This is a genomic window from Chitinophaga pendula (genome assembly GCF_020386615.1).
In the GTDB taxonomy this organism is placed as follows: Bacteria; Bacteroidota; Bacteroidia; order Chitinophagales; family Chitinophagaceae; genus Chitinophaga; species Chitinophaga pendula.
In genome coordinates this window covers 5,112,766-5,127,467 of record NZ_CP077769.1, presented here as the reverse complement: position 1 = coordinate 5,127,467, position 14,702 = coordinate 5,112,766, and the positions used below count along the sequence as shown (strand labels likewise).

At 47.0% G+C, this 14,702-nt stretch carries 17 protein-coding genes; 14 read left to right on the top strand and 3 right to left on the bottom strand.

Annotated features, from left to right (window positions below; all coding sequences use genetic code 11):
- Nucleotides 1–123 precede the first annotated feature (123 nt).
- The 4 genes from fusA (at nt 124) to KTO58_RS18720 (ending at nt 5,280) form a co-directional block, all read left to right on the top strand.
- Entirely contained in the window at nt 124–2,271 is a 2,148-nt protein-coding gene (gene fusA / locus KTO58_RS18735; RefSeq protein WP_198315195.1) for an elongation factor G, read from the top strand.
- 157 nt (nt 2,272–2,428) lie between these two features.
- Nucleotides 2,429–3,646 carry a glycosyltransferase family 87 protein gene (locus tag KTO58_RS18730; RefSeq protein ID WP_095837912.1) on the top strand — a complete coding sequence of 406 codons (1,218 nt, stop codon included), beginning with the start codon at nt 2,429–2,431 and terminating at the stop codon, nt 3,644–3,646.
- A gap of 50 nt (nt 3,647–3,696) precedes the next feature.
- On the top strand, nt 3,697–4,488 hold the full coding sequence (locus KTO58_RS18725; RefSeq protein ID WP_095837913.1) for a glycosyltransferase: 792 nt from the start codon (nt 3,697–3,699) through the stop codon (nt 4,486–4,488).
- A 6-nt stretch (nt 4,489–4,494) separates the two neighbouring features.
- The gene (locus KTO58_RS18720) at nt 4,495–5,280 is read left to right on the top strand and encodes a polysaccharide deacetylase family protein (protein ID WP_095837914.1); all 786 of its coding nucleotides are present in this window, start codon (nt 4,495–4,497) and stop codon (nt 5,278–5,280) included.
- On the opposite strand, the gene KTO58_RS18715 is transcribed toward KTO58_RS18720, so the two are convergent.
- Nucleotides 5,277–6,392, bottom strand: a complete 1,116-nt coding sequence (locus KTO58_RS18715; RefSeq protein ID WP_095837915.1) for a PQQ-dependent sugar dehydrogenase — start codon at nt 6,390–6,392, stop codon at nt 5,277–5,279. The genes KTO58_RS18720 and KTO58_RS18715 overlap by 4 nt on opposite strands.
- Before the next feature lie 355 nt (nt 6,393–6,747).
- Between KTO58_RS18715 and KTO58_RS18710 the strand changes: the two genes are divergently transcribed.
- On the top strand, nt 6,748–7,365 hold the full coding sequence (locus KTO58_RS18710) for an outer membrane beta-barrel protein (protein WP_095837916.1): 618 nt from the start codon (nt 6,748–6,750) through the stop codon (nt 7,363–7,365).
- Between the two features lie 932 nt (nt 7,366–8,297).
- On the opposite strand, the gene KTO58_RS18705 is transcribed toward KTO58_RS18710, so the two are convergent.
- Together KTO58_RS18705 and KTO58_RS18700 are read right to left on the bottom strand one after the other, a co-directional pair.
- Entirely contained in the window at nt 8,298–8,486 is a 189-nt protein-coding gene (locus KTO58_RS18705) for a hypothetical protein (protein ID WP_095837917.1), read from the bottom strand.
- A 302-nt stretch (nt 8,487–8,788) separates the two neighbouring features.
- Nucleotides 8,789–8,995 (bottom strand): hypothetical protein, encoded by a 207-nt coding sequence (locus tag KTO58_RS18700; RefSeq protein WP_157752862.1) that lies wholly within the window; start codon nt 8,993–8,995, stop codon nt 8,789–8,791.
- 352 nt (nt 8,996–9,347) lie between these two features.
- Here KTO58_RS18700 and rpsJ point away from each other — a divergent pair, with 352 nt between their 5' ends.
- The 9 genes from rpsJ to rplP all read left to right on the top strand — a co-directional run bounded on the left by rpsJ (nt 9,348) and on the right by rplP (nt 14,668).
- Complete coding sequence (gene rpsJ, locus KTO58_RS18695; protein ID WP_012789286.1) at nt 9,348–9,653, top strand: 30S ribosomal protein S10; 306 nt, start codon at nt 9,348–9,350, stop codon at nt 9,651–9,653.
- A gap of 277 nt (nt 9,654–9,930) precedes the next feature.
- The gene (gene rplC / locus KTO58_RS18690) at nt 9,931–10,548 is read left to right on the top strand and encodes a 50S ribosomal protein L3 (RefSeq protein ID WP_095837919.1); all 618 of its coding nucleotides are present in this window, start codon (nt 9,931–9,933) and stop codon (nt 10,546–10,548) included.
- Nucleotide 10,549: 1 nt separating this feature from the next.
- Nucleotides 10,550–11,194: a 50S ribosomal protein L4 gene (gene rplD, locus KTO58_RS18685; RefSeq protein WP_095837920.1), complete on the top strand. Its 645-nt coding sequence runs from the start codon at nt 10,550–10,552 to the stop codon at nt 11,192–11,194.
- 101 nt (nt 11,195–11,295) lie between these two features.
- Nucleotides 11,296–11,595, top strand: a complete 300-nt coding sequence (gene rplW / locus KTO58_RS18680; protein ID WP_095837921.1) for a 50S ribosomal protein L23 — start codon at nt 11,296–11,298, stop codon at nt 11,593–11,595.
- A gap of 90 nt (nt 11,596–11,685) precedes the next feature.
- Nucleotides 11,686–12,519, top strand: coding sequence for a 50S ribosomal protein L2 (gene rplB / locus KTO58_RS18675; RefSeq protein ID WP_095837922.1), 834 nt, complete (start codon nt 11,686–11,688; stop codon nt 12,517–12,519).
- Nucleotides 12,520–12,618: 99 nt separating this feature from the next.
- On the top strand, nt 12,619–12,885 hold the full coding sequence (rpsS, locus tag KTO58_RS18670) for a 30S ribosomal protein S19 (protein WP_225859820.1): 267 nt from the start codon (nt 12,619–12,621) through the stop codon (nt 12,883–12,885).
- Nucleotides 12,886–12,974: 89 nt separating this feature from the next.
- Nucleotides 12,975–13,325, top strand: coding sequence for a 50S ribosomal protein L22 (rplV, locus tag KTO58_RS18665; protein WP_095837924.1), 351 nt, complete (start codon nt 12,975–12,977; stop codon nt 13,323–13,325).
- A gap of 63 nt (nt 13,326–13,388) precedes the next feature.
- On the top strand, nt 13,389–14,174 hold the full coding sequence (gene rpsC, locus KTO58_RS18660) for a 30S ribosomal protein S3 (RefSeq protein ID WP_095837925.1): 786 nt from the start codon (nt 13,389–13,391) through the stop codon (nt 14,172–14,174).
- 74 nt (nt 14,175–14,248) lie between these two features.
- The gene (gene rplP / locus KTO58_RS18655; RefSeq protein WP_095837926.1) at nt 14,249–14,668 is read left to right on the top strand and encodes a 50S ribosomal protein L16; all 420 of its coding nucleotides are present in this window, start codon (nt 14,249–14,251) and stop codon (nt 14,666–14,668) included.
- Nucleotides 14,669–14,702: the final 34 nt, after the last annotated feature.

Genomic DNA, 14,702 nt, shown 5'->3' with positions numbered 1-14,702 from the left:
TGGCATAACCCCCAAATCATCAGAATTAAATAACATTTTGGAAAGAGGGCAGGTTTCATTTATTGTTAAAAATAAACTACCTTTGCCCCCCAAATTGCATTATTATACAGTCATTTTAATATTATGGCAGACTTAAAATTTCAAAGAAACTTTGGTATTGCAGCGCACATTGATGCCGGTAAGACAACTACCACTGAGCGTATCCTGTACTATACAGGTAAAACGCACAAAATCGGTGAGGTACACGAAGGTGCCGCTACCATGGACTGGATGGCGCAAGAACAGGAAAGAGGTATCACCATCACATCCGCTGCTACCACTTGTTTTTGGAATTTTCCCACTTTGCAAGGAAAAAATACGCCAGATACCAAACAATATAAATTTAATATCATCGATACCCCAGGCCACGTGGACTTCACCGTTGAGGTAGAACGCTCCCTCCGTGTACTGGATGGTCTCGTTGCCCTGTTCTGCGCCGTATCCGGCGTTGAACCCCAATCCGAAACCGTTTGGCGCCAGGCTAACCGCTACCGCGTTCCCCGTATCGGTTTCGTAAACAAAATGGACCGCGCTGGTGCCGACTTCCTCAATGTGGTAAAACAAGTGAAGGAAATGCTGGGCGCTAACCCCGTTCCCCTCGTACTACCCATCGGCGCCGAAGACTCCTTCAAAGGCGTAGTAGACCTCATCACCATGAAAGGTATCATCTGGGATGAAGAAGGTAAAGGCGCTACCTACCAGGAAATCGAGATTCCTGCCGATATGAAGGACGAAGCAGAAGAATGGAGAGCTAAACTCGTTGAAGCAGTAGCCGAATACGATGACACCCTCATGGAAAAATTCTTCGAAGATCCTAACTCCATCTCCGAAGGCGAAATCCACGAAGCAATCCGTAAAGCAACCATCGATATCGCCATCATCCCTATGATGTGCGGTTCCTCCTTCAAAAACAAAGGCGTACAGAAAATGCTCGATGCAGTATGCCGCTACCTCCCTTCTCCCCTCGACCTGGAAGCCGTAAAAGGTACCAACCCAGACACCGGTGAAGAAATCGAACGTAAACCAGATGCTAAAGAACCATTCTCCGCACTGGCTTTCAAAATCATGACCGATCCGTTCGTAGGCCGCCTCGCATTCTTCCGCGCTTACTCCGGTCGCCTCGATGCCGGCTCATACGTACTCAACACCCGTACCGGCAAAAATGAACGTATCAGCCGTATCATGCAAATGCACGCCAACAAACAAAACCCGATCGACTTCATCGAAGCCGGCGATATCGGCGCTGCCGTTGGTTTTAAAGATATCAAAACAGGTGATACCCTCTGCCACGAAGATAATCCTATCGTGCTCGAGTCTATGACCTTCCCGGAACCAGTTATCTCCATCGCCGTTGAGCCTAAAACTCAAGCCGACGTTGATAAAATGGGTATGGCAATCGCTAAACTGGTAGAAGAAGATCCTACCCTCAGAGTGAAAACAGACGAAGAAACCGGTCAAACCGTACTGAGCGGTATGGGTGAACTCCACCTCGAAATCATCGTGGATCGTATGAAACGCGAATTTAAAGTGGAAGTAAACCAGGGCGAACCACAAGTAGCCTTCAAAGAAGCCCTCACCAAAACCATCGAACATCGCGAAGTGTTCAAAAAACAAACCGGTGGTCGTGGTAAATTCGCCGACATCCAAATCGAAATCGGACCCGCCGACGCAGAATGGCTCAAAGAAAATGAAGGTAAAAACCTCCAGTTCATCAACGATATCTTCGGTGGTGCTATCCCTAAAGAGTTCATCCCTGCCGTACAAAAAGGTTTCGAACAGTCACTCAACCAGGGTGTACTCGCTAACTACCCACTCGATAACCTGAAAGTACGTCTCTTCGATGGTTCCTTCCACCAGGTTGACTCCGACGCAATGTCATTCGAACTTTGCGCCAAATCCGCCTTCCGTGAAGCTGCCCGTAAAGCTAAACCAGTACTGCTCGAGCCTATCTTCAAAGTAGAAGTAAGCACCCCAGACCAGTACATGGGTGATGTTACCGGCGACTTGAACCGCCGTCGTGGTATGCTCGAAGGTATGGAGTCCCGCGCCGGCCTCCAGGTGATCAAAGCTAAAGTACCGCTGAAAGAAATGTTCGGCTACGTTACACAGCTGCGCTCCCTCTCCTCCGGTCGTGCTTCTTCCGTAATGGAATTCTCTCACTACTCACCTGCACCTAACAACATCGCAGATGAAGTGATCGCTAAAGTAAAAGGTAAAGTGAACGCTGACTAATCTCAGCCCACTTTATTAAAATAATAAAAGCCGTTCCGTATCCCGGAACGGCTTTTACTTTTTATACCACCCCAGTAATAGGGGTATCCCCCAATTAAGATTTGTTAAGTAGGAAACCGGCTTACATACATACAGCCACCTTAAAGATACTTGACAAATGAACATGCAGACAGCGCCCACCGCTGACATTTCCCCGGCTAGTAAATGGAAAAAATGGATAGACAACCCGTCTGTCATCACCATCATATATTTCCTGGTCACCATCCTACTCTTCATACAGGTAGCCTCCTTCGGCAAATACAACAACTTTATCATCTTCAGAGACTCCCTGCAACACCTCATACACAAACTACCACTCTACAACCTATACCCGGCAGAATATTACGACTACTACCTATACCATCCCTCATTCCCGGTATTATTCGCTCCATTCGCCATACTACCCAAAGAAATAGGCCTCGGCTGCTGGCTCCTCTGCAGCACCGCCATCTTCCTCTACGCTATATGGCAACTGCCATTCGAAAAGAAGACTAATAACATGATCGCCTGGTTCCTGCTCGTAGAACTCAGCAATGCTATCCAATCCTCGCAAACCAACCCGGCTATGACCGCCTTGATGATACTGGCCGTCGTTCATATGCATCGCCGTCAACCCGCCTGGGCCGCACTGTACACCTGCCTCTGCTTCTTTATCAAAGGATACGGCGCTGTCGTCGGTATAGCATTCCTGTTCTTTCCTAAGAAAGGTAAATACCTGGGCTGGTGCGTCATCTGGACACTAATAGGCTCGGCACTGCCACTCCTGTTCCTCTCTCCAACCGAATTAAAACAACAATACATCGATTGGATACAACTCCTCACCAGCACCACCATCAAAGAAGATGGCTCCCTCCTCGGAATGCTGCATGTAATGTTGCACCTCCCCGAATCCATCATCCCAGGCTTCGATAAAATAGCGTTGGCCATCGCAGGCATCTCCCTGCTCTGGATACTGGGTAAAGGCTTCTTTACCAAAAATCCATTATACCCATGGCTTCTGCTCGCATACCTCCTCATCTGGATCGTAATATTTAACCAAAGCACAGAAGCACCCACCTATATCATCGCCCTCACCGGTACCGCCATCGCCTGTTATGCATTACCCCTCTCCTCAACCTGGAGAAAGATATGCCTCTGGTCCCTTTTTATCATCACCTCCCTGTCGCCCACCGAACTGGTGCCTCCTTTTATCCACCAGTACGCAATCGCCTGGCATATAAAAGCATTGCCCTGTGCAGTAATTTTAATTTTGTTGCAATACTACATAGGGGTATGTAATGATTCTGTGTTTATTAAAGTATCCCATAGGGGGCAGGACCTGTATGACCGTAACTAAAAAACGTTGGTGGCCGACGAAAGAGTTCTGTACAAAAACCACAGCAGTCTATGTTTACTAAATATTTAATGTTTCAGTCAGCACCTTTACCTACAATTGTACACTCAAGGCCGGCGTACCATGCTACGGATACGACCGGCTTTGACCTAATATTGCCTTGCTGCAATCCCTCGCACGGCTGGATGGAAACGTTAGTAAAACATTATAAAGAAGTAACTGCCGAATTGTACCCCGTTCGTATCCAGCTCATACTGGTAAACGACGGATCCGTGAAAAACTTCGAACAAGTACACATAGAATGGCTCCGCAAAGCCATCCCCGGCATCATCATAGTAAGCTATACAGAGAATAGAGGAAAAGGGTATGCCATCCGCGAAGGCGTAAAACACGCCCGCTCCCGCTACCAGATATATACCGATCTCGATTTCCCGTTCGGTACCGCCGTAATACGCGAAGTCTATGATCACCTGCTGGCTGGAAAAGACATCGTAGCCGCAGAAAGAGGAACCGGCTATCTCAACGTACTACCCAGAAAACGGAAGATCATCACCCGCCTCAGCCGCGCCGCCAACAAATACCTCCTCCAGCTTAAAGTCAACGACGCACAAGCCGGCCTCAAAGGATTTAATAACCGCGGTAAAGCCATATTACTCTCCACCAGGGTCGACGGATTCCTCTATGACAGCGAGTTTATCCACAGAGCTGGCAAACAGAAAGCACTGTCCATAGTACCCGTACCAGTACACTGCCGCGAAGGTATCGCGTTCTCCTCCTTCAGATTTAAACTGCTCTGGAAGGAATTGAATAATTATTTGCGTATTATCGGCAAAAGTCAAGGATAGCAAATAATGAAATTAACGAATAAGATATTGATCAGTGTGGATGTAGAAGAGTTTGATATACCCGAAGAATTCGGATGGCACGTGCCACTCGATCAAAAACTCGATGTATCCTATCGCGGCCTGAAACGTACACTCGAACTCTTCGATCAGTACGGCGTAACCGCTACCTTCTTTATTACCGCATTCTGGGCAGAACATTACCCCGATCTGGTAAAACAAATGGCCGCCAAGCACGAAATAGCTTCGCATGCCTACCACCATAGCTCCTTCTCCGAATCCGATCTCGAAAGCTCCCGCCTCCTGTTACAACAGATCAGCGGACAAACAGTCACCGGCTTCCGCATGCCCAGGCTCCGTCCCGTAAGCCTGCAAGCCCTCAAACAAGCCGGCTATACCTACGATGCTTCACTAAACCCTACCTGGCTACCCGGCAGGTACAACAACAGACACATGCCCAGGCTGCCCTTCAAAAAAGAAGGCCTGTGGATCATGCCCTCCTCCGTATCGCCCATCCTGCGATACCCTATATTCTGGCTCAGTGTAAAGAATGCCCCACTTTGGGTAACCTCCCACTTCAGCAAAACCATCCTGAAAAAGGACCATATGCTGTCATGCTACTTTCACCCTTGGGAACTGACTAACCTCGAAGGATACCGCCTGCCCGCCTACATCAGACGTGTCTCCGGTCAACGTATGGAAACACGCCTGAAAGGATTCCTGCAAATGCTACAATCCCAGGGCTCCTTCTGCACACATCGCCAATGGCTCAGTAATACAGAAAATACCCACTAAAATTTCGATACCTCTATCAACTTGTCGTTACTGCCATTACTGGTGCACAAATACACACGCCCGGCAGGAGACACACATACATCCCGTAACCGGCCAAATGTATTGACAAAATAGGTCTGTACCGACGATACCTGCCGGCCATCAGCACTTAGCTGTAACTGATACAAACGGCTGCCCTTTAACGTCACCAGCAACAAAGATTGCTTCCACCGCCCGATCCGGTCACTGCCATAATAATCCATCCCCGATGGCGCCACCGTACTACCCCCAGACGACCAAATAGGGGCCTTCACATTGTTCGCATTACAAAACGCCATCTCCGCCGGCTGGTCACATGGCCCATTCACAGTAGGCCAGCCGTAGTTACGCTGCCGCTCAATGATGTTGACCTCGTCTTCTATGTCAGGCCCATGCTCCGCCGCATACAATACGCCATTGGCCAATACCAGACCCTGCGGGTTTCGGTGCCCGTAACTCCATACCGGGTTGCCGGGAAACGGATTGTCAACAGGAATAGTCCCGTCCAGGTTAATCCGCAAGATCTTCCCGTTCGCCACTTGCGTGTTCTGCGCATCCGACTGCCTGGAAGCATCACCCGTACTGATATATAACTTTTGATCCGCAGAGATCAGTAGCCGCGAACCATTATGTATGCCGGATGCATTCAGATTATCTAGTAGCAGCTGCGGCGCCGTAAGTACATTATTGGCATAAGTATATCGGACCACCTTCTCCTTATACACACCGGATTGGTCATAATTATACACAACGTATACATATGGCTGTGAGGAAAAAGAAGGATGCAACGCCATACCTAATAAACCGCCTTCACCTGTACGCTTTACGTCCGCTACCGTCAACAAAACCCGTACAGTCCCGGTTTTTGGATCCACACGACTGATTCGCCCGCCACGCTCCGTCATCCAGATGTGATCATCCGGCCCCCATAATATCTCCCAGGGATACGCTAACCCCTGTACGACCGTACGGATACTGTCCGTAGGCCAGGTCGGATCATCCATCACCGTTGATTTGGAATCTTTTTTGCAGGCAGTAAGCATAGCTAACAGGAAGAGTGTAAATGCTAACGATAGGAGAGGGGTGAATTTCATAAAACAAGTATTAAGGCTGATATGTTAATATAACGTGACCGCATACGCCTGAGTGATGCCAGACAAACCGCGATACAATACACAAATCAAAGACCGTGCAGAACAATTTCGCTCGTTTGGGGTTATAAACAGTTTATTACATTCATTTTCAGTAGTTTTGGCCTGGTGTTTGAGAGCCTACCCATGAAGTGAGTAATGTGAGTGAATAGTGCTGTAACCCTTATCCCCGATACCTCCCTTTTAATAATTAAAAATGTGAACGCAGTGATGCGAACAGGTCCGCTCATATATCCTGTCGCTGAACATAAAATTTTGAATGGCAAGTCTTAAATCTTAAAAACTAAACAAAAAAAACATGAGAAGAATTCATCAATTAACCCTCGCCTTGATCGCCTTATTATTCAGTACCGCTGCGGTAGCGCAAACGCAGAAGGGTAATATGATGGTAGGAGCAAGTTTGACTGATCTTGGATTGAACTTTCAGAAAGACAATACTAGCTTTACGCTCAACCTCAGTCCCCGCTTAGGATGGTTCATAAAAGACGATCTGGCAATAGGTGGTTACGCCAAATTAGGCCTGCAGACAGCAAAAGGTGCCGGTACACAAACCAACTACGGCATCGGTGCATTCGCTCGCTACTTTATCCAGGACAAAAATGTTAGACAACTGGAATTCTCCAAAAGAACCCGCTTCTTCCTGGAAGCTGAAGCAGGTTTCGGTGGTACAAGCAACTCTAAGACCAGTACCAGCACCACCGGTCTGGATTTAGGCATCGGGCCCGGTCTCGCCTACTTCATCACGCCGAACGTAGCCCTCGAAGCGTTGCTGAAATATAACCTGACCGTTGGATTCGGTAGCTCCACCACTTCTAACCGTCTTGGCCTTGGATTAGGTTTCCAGATCTACTTACCTACTGCCCGCGCTAGACAACTGATCAAAGAAGAAACAGGTAGAGATATCCGGGTGAAATAATCCCGTCAATATTATAAATATTTCATGCGCATAGCTTAGCAAAAGATCCCGGCACCAACACGCCGGGATCTTTTTTTATACTTTCTCCTGATGTCTTATAGCTTGATTTGCAAATAGTGAACAGACTAATCCACGAAGGAGAAGAATGAATATAATGAACAGTTTGCAGCTGCTTTTACCGCCATACATTCGCCCTGGCTTTATGTTTCCCCCATAAACCCCTGGGATTGCCGAAAACCAGTATAACAGAGTAGGCATAACACCCATTTAAAACTATACACCATGGATTTATTGAGTGGACTTTCCAATCTCTTAGCCTCAGTCATCGCACTGCTAAAATCATTACTGGGTAGCCTCTGATCAGGTTGCACCAGCCCTGAAGAGACCGGGAGCCAAACCCGGCACCTCTTTCCGCTTGGCTCCGGAAATCATAACCCGGAGCCTTTCCTCTCCATCTTCTAAAACAGACCACTATGGACGCAATTATCAACTTCCTCAGCTTTATCGGCCTCGGCAGCGTGGGCATTTTGCTCAAAACCCTGATCAATGGTTTGACAGGCGGACGATAACCTCGCAAACGTCCGATATAGCAGCCGCTCCAATAACCGGCTGTTGGCAAAAATAACATCATCAACCTTTTATTACTCCGGACCGTTTGGCCGGAGTTTTTTATCCCGTATCAAAAAGATGAACTCGGTCTGTAAATCACTGAACACAGTGAGTTTGAAGTATTTGAATGAACGAAATGAACGAATGCTATCTGGTTAAATGCCCCTACTTTAGCATTCGTTAATCCGGATTTAACACTTGGGGAATTGCCGAAAACCCGCCTAAAAGAGAGTAGGCCTCATCTTACAAAACCTTATAACATGGATCTCGTAAATCAAATCCTCGCTGCAGTATTCGCATTGCTGAAAGCACTGCTGGGTGGCTTACCACTGTAATGAACCACTGTCATTAATCGCATTCTGGGAGGCTGCTTCGGACAGGAAGCAGCCTTTCTTTTTTTCCACGCACTCCCCTATAATATTCCATCCCCCTTGCCGGCCACTCCCCTCGTCGCCCCTGACTGCCTCCATCTCTTCACCTATCCCAACTCCTACAGTAACGTTCCAAACCATGCAAAAGCTTACTGGGTTCGCAGTATGAACCAATGAACAGCTTGTTTAAATGTGTTGATAATGAACAAAATGAACGACTGTAGAATGACCACGAGCCACTATTTTAGCGGCACGTTAATGCTAGCAAAACGTACTAATTGGGATTGCCGAAAACCAAATAACAGAGTAGGCGTAACCTTATGAAAAACCTTATCTCATGGATTTAGGAGGATTAATCACAGGCTTATTGAATACGGTGCTCGGATTATTAAAATCCCTGCTCGGTGGTTTACCGCTGTAATTGCTACTTTAGCGGACAACCCTTATTGCATTCCGGCTGCTTCCTCACAGAAGCAGCCTTTTTTTGCCCATCCCTCCCTTTCTGTCCCGTCTCCCCATCCGTGACCTCCCACCTGCCGCTCTTTCCACCCATGTACGCCTTCCCTTTCTGTCCCGTCTCCCCATCCGTGACGCCCACCTGCCGCTCTTTCCACCCATGTACGCCTTCCCTTTCTGTCCCGTCTTCCCATTCGTGACCCCCCTTAACTGTCCCTCCTATAGCTGCCCAAAACACCTTCCTTTCCTCCTGATTACCCCTGACTCAATAACCCCTTTATATTCCCATATTTTCCCTACCTTTGCCGACCTCCGGCAGAAAACAAACCCTGCCGGAAAAAAAATTTAACATACAGCCTCGGGTAGGGGAGTAGTGATCTAAAAGGATGGCATTCAACTCATAATATTTGGTGTCAACGGTACCCGAAATCAGAAGCAAACACAGGCTGGAATTAAATCTTTGAGAAAATATTTGTCAAATAAAAAAAACGGGTTACCTTTGCCCTCCCAAATTGTAAAGGGTAAACAAGAAGAAGTTCATTGCATATGTCTCAGAGAATTAGAATTAAGCTGAAGTCCTACGATCACAACCTGGTAGACAAGTCTGCTGAGAAGATCGTTAAAACCGTGCGTAACACGGGTGCCGTGGTAACAGGTCCAATTCCTTTACCCACAGAGAAGAAAATTTTTACGGTACTGCGTTCTCCGCACGTTAACAAAAAGGCACGCGAGCAATTCCAGCTGTGCACTCACAAGCGCCTGTTGGATATTTACACCTCTTCTTCCAGAACAGTGGATGCACTGAGCAAACTGGATCTGCCTTCCGGCGTGGAAGTGGAAATCAAAGCGTAGGACATCGGTGTAGGCGGGCAAAAGGCCTGCCTGATCTGATTTATATACGACTGGTCGTATTGCTGCTGTTATACAACAGCACGACCCCTTGCAAGGAACTGGAATGTGAGCCGTTGAACTATTTCAATAGTTCTAGGCCTGACAGATGTAACTTGTAATTTTATTTATATATCATATTAGGTCACGCCTTCTGGGTGGCCGCCCAATAAAGTATTTAAACCGCCCATCCTGGGGAGAGCTAGAACACCCCCAGGCGCTGGGTAATAATTATATAAAAATGAAAGGTATTATTGGTAAAAAGATTGGCATGACCAGCATCTTCGAGCCTAATGGTAAGCAAACAGCTTGCACCATTATCGAAGCAGGTCCCTGCGTTGTAACTCAGGTGAAAACACAAGCCTCAGATGGTTACAATGCTATTCAAGTCGCTTACGGTGATAAGAAAGAGAAACACTCCACCAAAGCCGAAAGCAATCACTTCGCGAAAGCAAACACCTCTCCCAAACGATTTGTAACTGAATTCCGTAACCCGGACGTAGAAAAAGCCCTCGGCGATGCTCTCACCTGTGAAATATTCACAGAAGGTGAGAAAATTGACGTTGTAGGTACCTCCAAAGGTAAAGGCTTCCAAGGTGTTGTAAAACGCCATGGCTTCTCCGGTGTGGGCGAAGCTACCCACGGTCAGCACGATAGAAGCAGAGCACCCGGTTCCGTTGGTGGCTCCTCCTATCCTTCCCGCGTTTTCAAGGGTATGCGGATGGCAGGTCAGACAGGTAACGAACGCGTGAAAGTGAAAGGCCTCAAAATCCTGAAAATATTCCCTGAAAAGAATTATATCCTGGTAAGTGGTTCCGTTCCCGGCCATAATGGTTCAATCGTTTTAATCCAGAAGTAACATGCAAGTTGATATTTTAAATATAGAAGGTAAGAAAACAGGAAGAACTCTCGAACTTCCTGAAGAGATTTTCGGTGTCGAGCCTAACAACCATGTGATCTACCTGGCTGTAAAACAATATCTGGCCGCACAACGCCAGGGCACCCACAAAGTAAAAACCAGAGCTGAAGTTAAAGGTGCGTCCCGCAAATTGCACAAGCAAAAAGGTACTGGTGGCTCCCGTAAAGGTAACATCCGTAACCCGCTCTATAAAGGCGGTGGTACCATCTTCGGTCCTAAACCTCATGGTTATGCCTTTAAGCTGAACAGAAAAGTAAAAGATCTCGCTAAGATATCCGCACTCTCCCTGAAAGCTAAAGAAAACAGCATCATCATCGTAGAAGATGTAAACCTCGAGGCTCCTAAAACAAAACAATTCGTAAGCATCCTCAAGAACCTGAACGTGAACGTAGACGGCCGCAAAACTATGGTAGTACTGCCCGAATACAATGACAACGTTTACCTGTCCCTGAGGAACATACCAAGCGTAGACGGCGTTATGCTCAGCGATATCAATACCTATGATATCATGAACAGCAACTACCTGGTGTTTACTGAAAGCGCTGCCAAGATCTTCACCGAAGAACCCGTTGAAGCAGAAGCTTAATAAATACCAACACACCCGCCCCAGCGGCAGGTACTAGGAGTCTGAATCAAATAAAAAAACAAGCTGTAAGCCTCAACACTCACAGCTCAAAGCAATAAAAGATGAAACTTTCAGATGTTTTAATCAAACCTGTGGTTACAGAAAAGGTGAACAAAGCCACCGAAAAATTCAACCGCTATTACTTCATTGTTGACAAAAAAGCCAACAAACTGGAGATCAAAAAAGCAGTGGAAGAATTCTACGGTGTAGCAGTAGCAGAAGTAAACACAGCTGTGATGCCCGGAAAAACTAAAACCCGCTTCACCAAAGCAGGATTTATCTCCGGTAGAAAACCGTCTTACAAGAAAGCAGTGGTAACACTGGCTCAAGGTGAAACAATAGATCTGTATGCTAACATATAGTGCCCACCCCGCCCGCTAAACACGGAAAGGAGATGGTTGTATATACAGATCACTTTTATAATATCTAAGAAACTAGACAAGAACTAGATTATGGCACTGAAGAAGTTTAAACCGATGACAGCCGGTACTCGCTGGAAAATAGGCAATGCGTACGCAGAGCTCACCACCGATACCCCTGAAAAAAGCCTCCTGGCTCCGGCTAAAAGAACCGGCGGTAGAAATGCTCAAGGTAGAAGGTCCATGCGCTACATCGGCGGCGGCCACAAAAAACACTACCGCGTAGTAGATTTCAAACGTGATAAAGAAAATATCCCGGCTACCGTAAAAAGCATCGAATACGATCCAAACCGTAGCGCATTCATCGCCCTCATCAACTACGCTGATGGTGAAAAACGCTACATCATCGCTCCTCAGGGCCTCCAGGTAGGTGCTACCGTTCTGAGCGGTTCCGATATCGCTCCTGAACTGGGTAACTCCCTCCCCCTGAAAAATATGCCACTCGGTACCGTTGTACACAACATCGAACTGCAACCAGGTAAAGGTGGCGCCATCGCCAGAAGCGCAGGAACCTACGCCCAGCTGTCGAACAAAGAAGAAAAATACGCAGTGCTCAAAATGCCTTCCGGTGAACTCCGTAAAGTACTCAGCACTTGTAAAGCTACTGTTGGTACCGTCTCTAACTCCGATCACGCACTCCAATCCATCGGTAAAGCAGGTGCTAACCGTTGGAGAGGTATCCGCCCCCGCGTTCGTGGCGTTGCCATGAACCCCGTTGATCACCCAATGGGTGGTGGTGAAGGTAAATCCTCCGGCGGTCACCCTAGATCCAGAACCGGCAAATACGCTAAAGGTCTGAAAACTAGGAAACCTCAGAAGAGCTCCGATAAACTGATCATCAGCAGGAAAAACGGCAAAAAGTTATAATAACAACTAACTAGTTCCAATTTCCAGGAAGCTGAAACAACAAGAGAAAGAGAAATAGCAGCAAACACTTTTTGGAAATTGGATTTTAAATAAAGCAACATGGGTCGTTCCATTAAAAAAGGTCCTTACATAGACTTTAAACTCGAGAAAAAAGTAGAGAAAATGAATGAGGGCACCAAGCGTTCCGTGATCAAAACATGGAGCCGCCGTTCCACCATCACCCCCGACTTTGTGGGCCATACTTTTGCAGTGCACAACGGTAACAAATTCATACCCGTTTACGTAACGGAGTTCATGGTGGGTCACAAGCTGGGTGAGTTCGCTCCTACCCGCAACTTTAAAGGACACGCCGCTAAGAAAATGTAATAAAAGTCGCTCGTTTCTGGTTCGCCATCCGTTAGCAAAACCGGAAGCACGAATCCAGAAACAAGAAACATAAACAAGAAATTAATACAATGGAAGCAGTAGCTAAGCTTAACAATAATCCAACATCCACCCGCAAAATGCGTTTGCTGGCAGACCTCATCCGCGGTCTGGATGCGGAAAAGGCTTTGAATATTTTGAAATTCCATCCCAAGCATCCCAGCGTTCCGTTGGAAAAGCTGTTGCTTTCTGCAATCGCTAACTGGAAAGTTAAAAATGAGGGAGTAAGGGTAGAAGATGCTAATCTGTACGTGAAAACAATCTTCGTTGACGGCGGCCGTACCCTCAAAAGAATGCGCCCTGCCCCCCAAGGTAGAGGTTATCGCATCCGCAAGAGAAGTAACCACGTTACAATCGGCGTAGATAGCAGAAGTGCTCAATAATCCGGGCATAGCAAGCAGAAAGAAATAAAAACTATTCAACTAATAGACAAATAAACCAGGAACATGGGTCAGAAAACAAATCCTATTGGTAACAGGTTAGGTATCATCAGAGGATGGGACTCTAATTGGTATGGCAGCAAAAAGGATTTCGCTACCAAACTGATCGAAGATAACAAGATCAGAACTTACCTGAATGCACGTATCAACAAAGGCGGCATTTCTCGTGTAGTGATTGAAAGAACACTCGGTAAGCTGATCGTTACCATTCATACCTCCAAACCTGGTATCATCATAGGTAAAGGTGGTACAGAGGTTGATCGCATCAAAGAAGAGCTGAAGAAACTGACCGGCAAGGAAGATGTTCAGATCAACATTCTGGAGATCCGCCGCCCGGAAGTAGATGCAAATATCGTGGCCGAAACAATAGCTAAACAAATTGAAAGCCGTATCAACTACAAACGCGCTATCAAAATGGCTATCGCTACCGCTTTAAGAATGGGTGCTGAAGGTATCAAAGTAAAGATAGGTGGTCGTCTGGGTGGTGCCGAAATCGCTCGCTCCGAAGAAATGAAACAAGGTCGGGTGCCCCTGCATACCTACCGTATGGATATTGATTACGCTTCTTTGTTCGCCTTAACCGTTTATGGTAAAATAGGGATCAAAGTTTGGATCTGTAAAGGCGAAGTACTCGGTCAACGCGACCTCAACCCTAACGTACTCTCCGGTAAAGAAAGCGAAGGCCGTCCTGCCGGTGGTAACGATAGAAGAGGTGACCATCGCGGCGGCGAAAGAAGAGAACGCGGCGGCGAAAGAAGAGGTGGTGGCGATCGCGGCGGTAACCGCAGATAACCAATAAGTACTGATATCACAATATCAGCACAAAAGCAAGTAACAATAAACAATAACAATTAACTCGTAATAAGATGTTACAGCCCAAGAGAACGAAACACAGGAAGATGCATAAAGGCCGCATCAAAGGAAACGCAAAGCGTGGTGCCGCTCTTTCCTTCGGTACTTTCGGTCTTAAAGCATTAGAACCTAAGTGGATCACCGACAGGCAGATCGAAGCTGCCAGGGTTGCACTGACCAGACACATGAAACGTGAAGGTAACGTGTGGATCCGCATTTTCCCCGATAAACCAATCACCGCCAAACCACTGGAGGTGAGGATGGGTAAAGGTAAAGGTGCTCCGGATCACTGGGCTTCCGTAGTTAAACCAGGCAGAATCCTCTTTGAAGCAGATGGCGTTCCCCTGCAAGTAGCTAAAGAAGCAATGGAGCTTGCCGCTCAGAAACTGCCTATCAAAGTGAAATTCGTAGTACGTCGCGACTTCGAAGCCTAATTACGGCAGATTTGAAACAATGGGCAAAATACAC

What these genes read in the sequence shown, in the direction of transcription:
- fusA (WP_198315195.1), top strand. Translation starts at nt 124, where the DNA reads ATGGCAGACTTAAAATTTCAAAGAAACTTTGGTATTGCAGCGCACATT.
- KTO58_RS18730 (WP_095837912.1), top strand. Translation starts at nt 2,429, where the DNA reads ATGAACATGCAGACAGCGCCCACCGCTGACATTTCCCCGGCTAGTAAA.
- KTO58_RS18725 (WP_095837913.1), top strand. Translation starts at nt 3,697, where the DNA reads ATGTTTACTAAATATTTAATGTTTCAGTCAGCACCTTTACCTACAATT.
- KTO58_RS18720 (WP_095837914.1), top strand. Translation starts at nt 4,495, where the DNA reads ATGAAATTAACGAATAAGATATTGATCAGTGTGGATGTAGAAGAGTTT.
- KTO58_RS18715 (WP_095837915.1), bottom strand. Translation starts at nt 6,392, where the DNA reads ATGAAATTCACCCCTCTCCTATCGTTAGCATTTACACTCTTCCTGTTA.
- KTO58_RS18710 (WP_095837916.1), top strand. Translation starts at nt 6,748, where the DNA reads ATGAGAAGAATTCATCAATTAACCCTCGCCTTGATCGCCTTATTATTC.
- KTO58_RS18705 (WP_095837917.1), bottom strand. Translation starts at nt 8,486, where the DNA reads ATGGTTTGGAACGTTACTGTAGGAGTTGGGATAGGTGAAGAGATGGAG.
- KTO58_RS18700 (WP_157752862.1), bottom strand. Translation starts at nt 8,995, where the DNA reads ATGGGAAGACGGGACAGAAAGGGAAGGCGTACATGGGTGGAAAGAGCG.
- rpsJ (WP_012789286.1), top strand. Translation starts at nt 9,348, where the DNA reads ATGTCTCAGAGAATTAGAATTAAGCTGAAGTCCTACGATCACAACCTG.
- rplC (WP_095837919.1), top strand. Translation starts at nt 9,931, where the DNA reads ATGAAAGGTATTATTGGTAAAAAGATTGGCATGACCAGCATCTTCGAG.
- rplD (WP_095837920.1), top strand. Translation starts at nt 10,550, where the DNA reads ATGCAAGTTGATATTTTAAATATAGAAGGTAAGAAAACAGGAAGAACT.
- rplW (WP_095837921.1), top strand. Translation starts at nt 11,296, where the DNA reads ATGAAACTTTCAGATGTTTTAATCAAACCTGTGGTTACAGAAAAGGTG.
- rplB (WP_095837922.1), top strand. Translation starts at nt 11,686, where the DNA reads ATGGCACTGAAGAAGTTTAAACCGATGACAGCCGGTACTCGCTGGAAA.
- rpsS (WP_225859820.1), top strand. Translation starts at nt 12,619, where the DNA reads ATGGGTCGTTCCATTAAAAAAGGTCCTTACATAGACTTTAAACTCGAG.
- rplV (WP_095837924.1), top strand. Translation starts at nt 12,975, where the DNA reads ATGGAAGCAGTAGCTAAGCTTAACAATAATCCAACATCCACCCGCAAA.
- rpsC (WP_095837925.1), top strand. Translation starts at nt 13,389, where the DNA reads ATGGGTCAGAAAACAAATCCTATTGGTAACAGGTTAGGTATCATCAGA.
- rplP (WP_095837926.1), top strand. Translation starts at nt 14,249, where the DNA reads ATGTTACAGCCCAAGAGAACGAAACACAGGAAGATGCATAAAGGCCGC.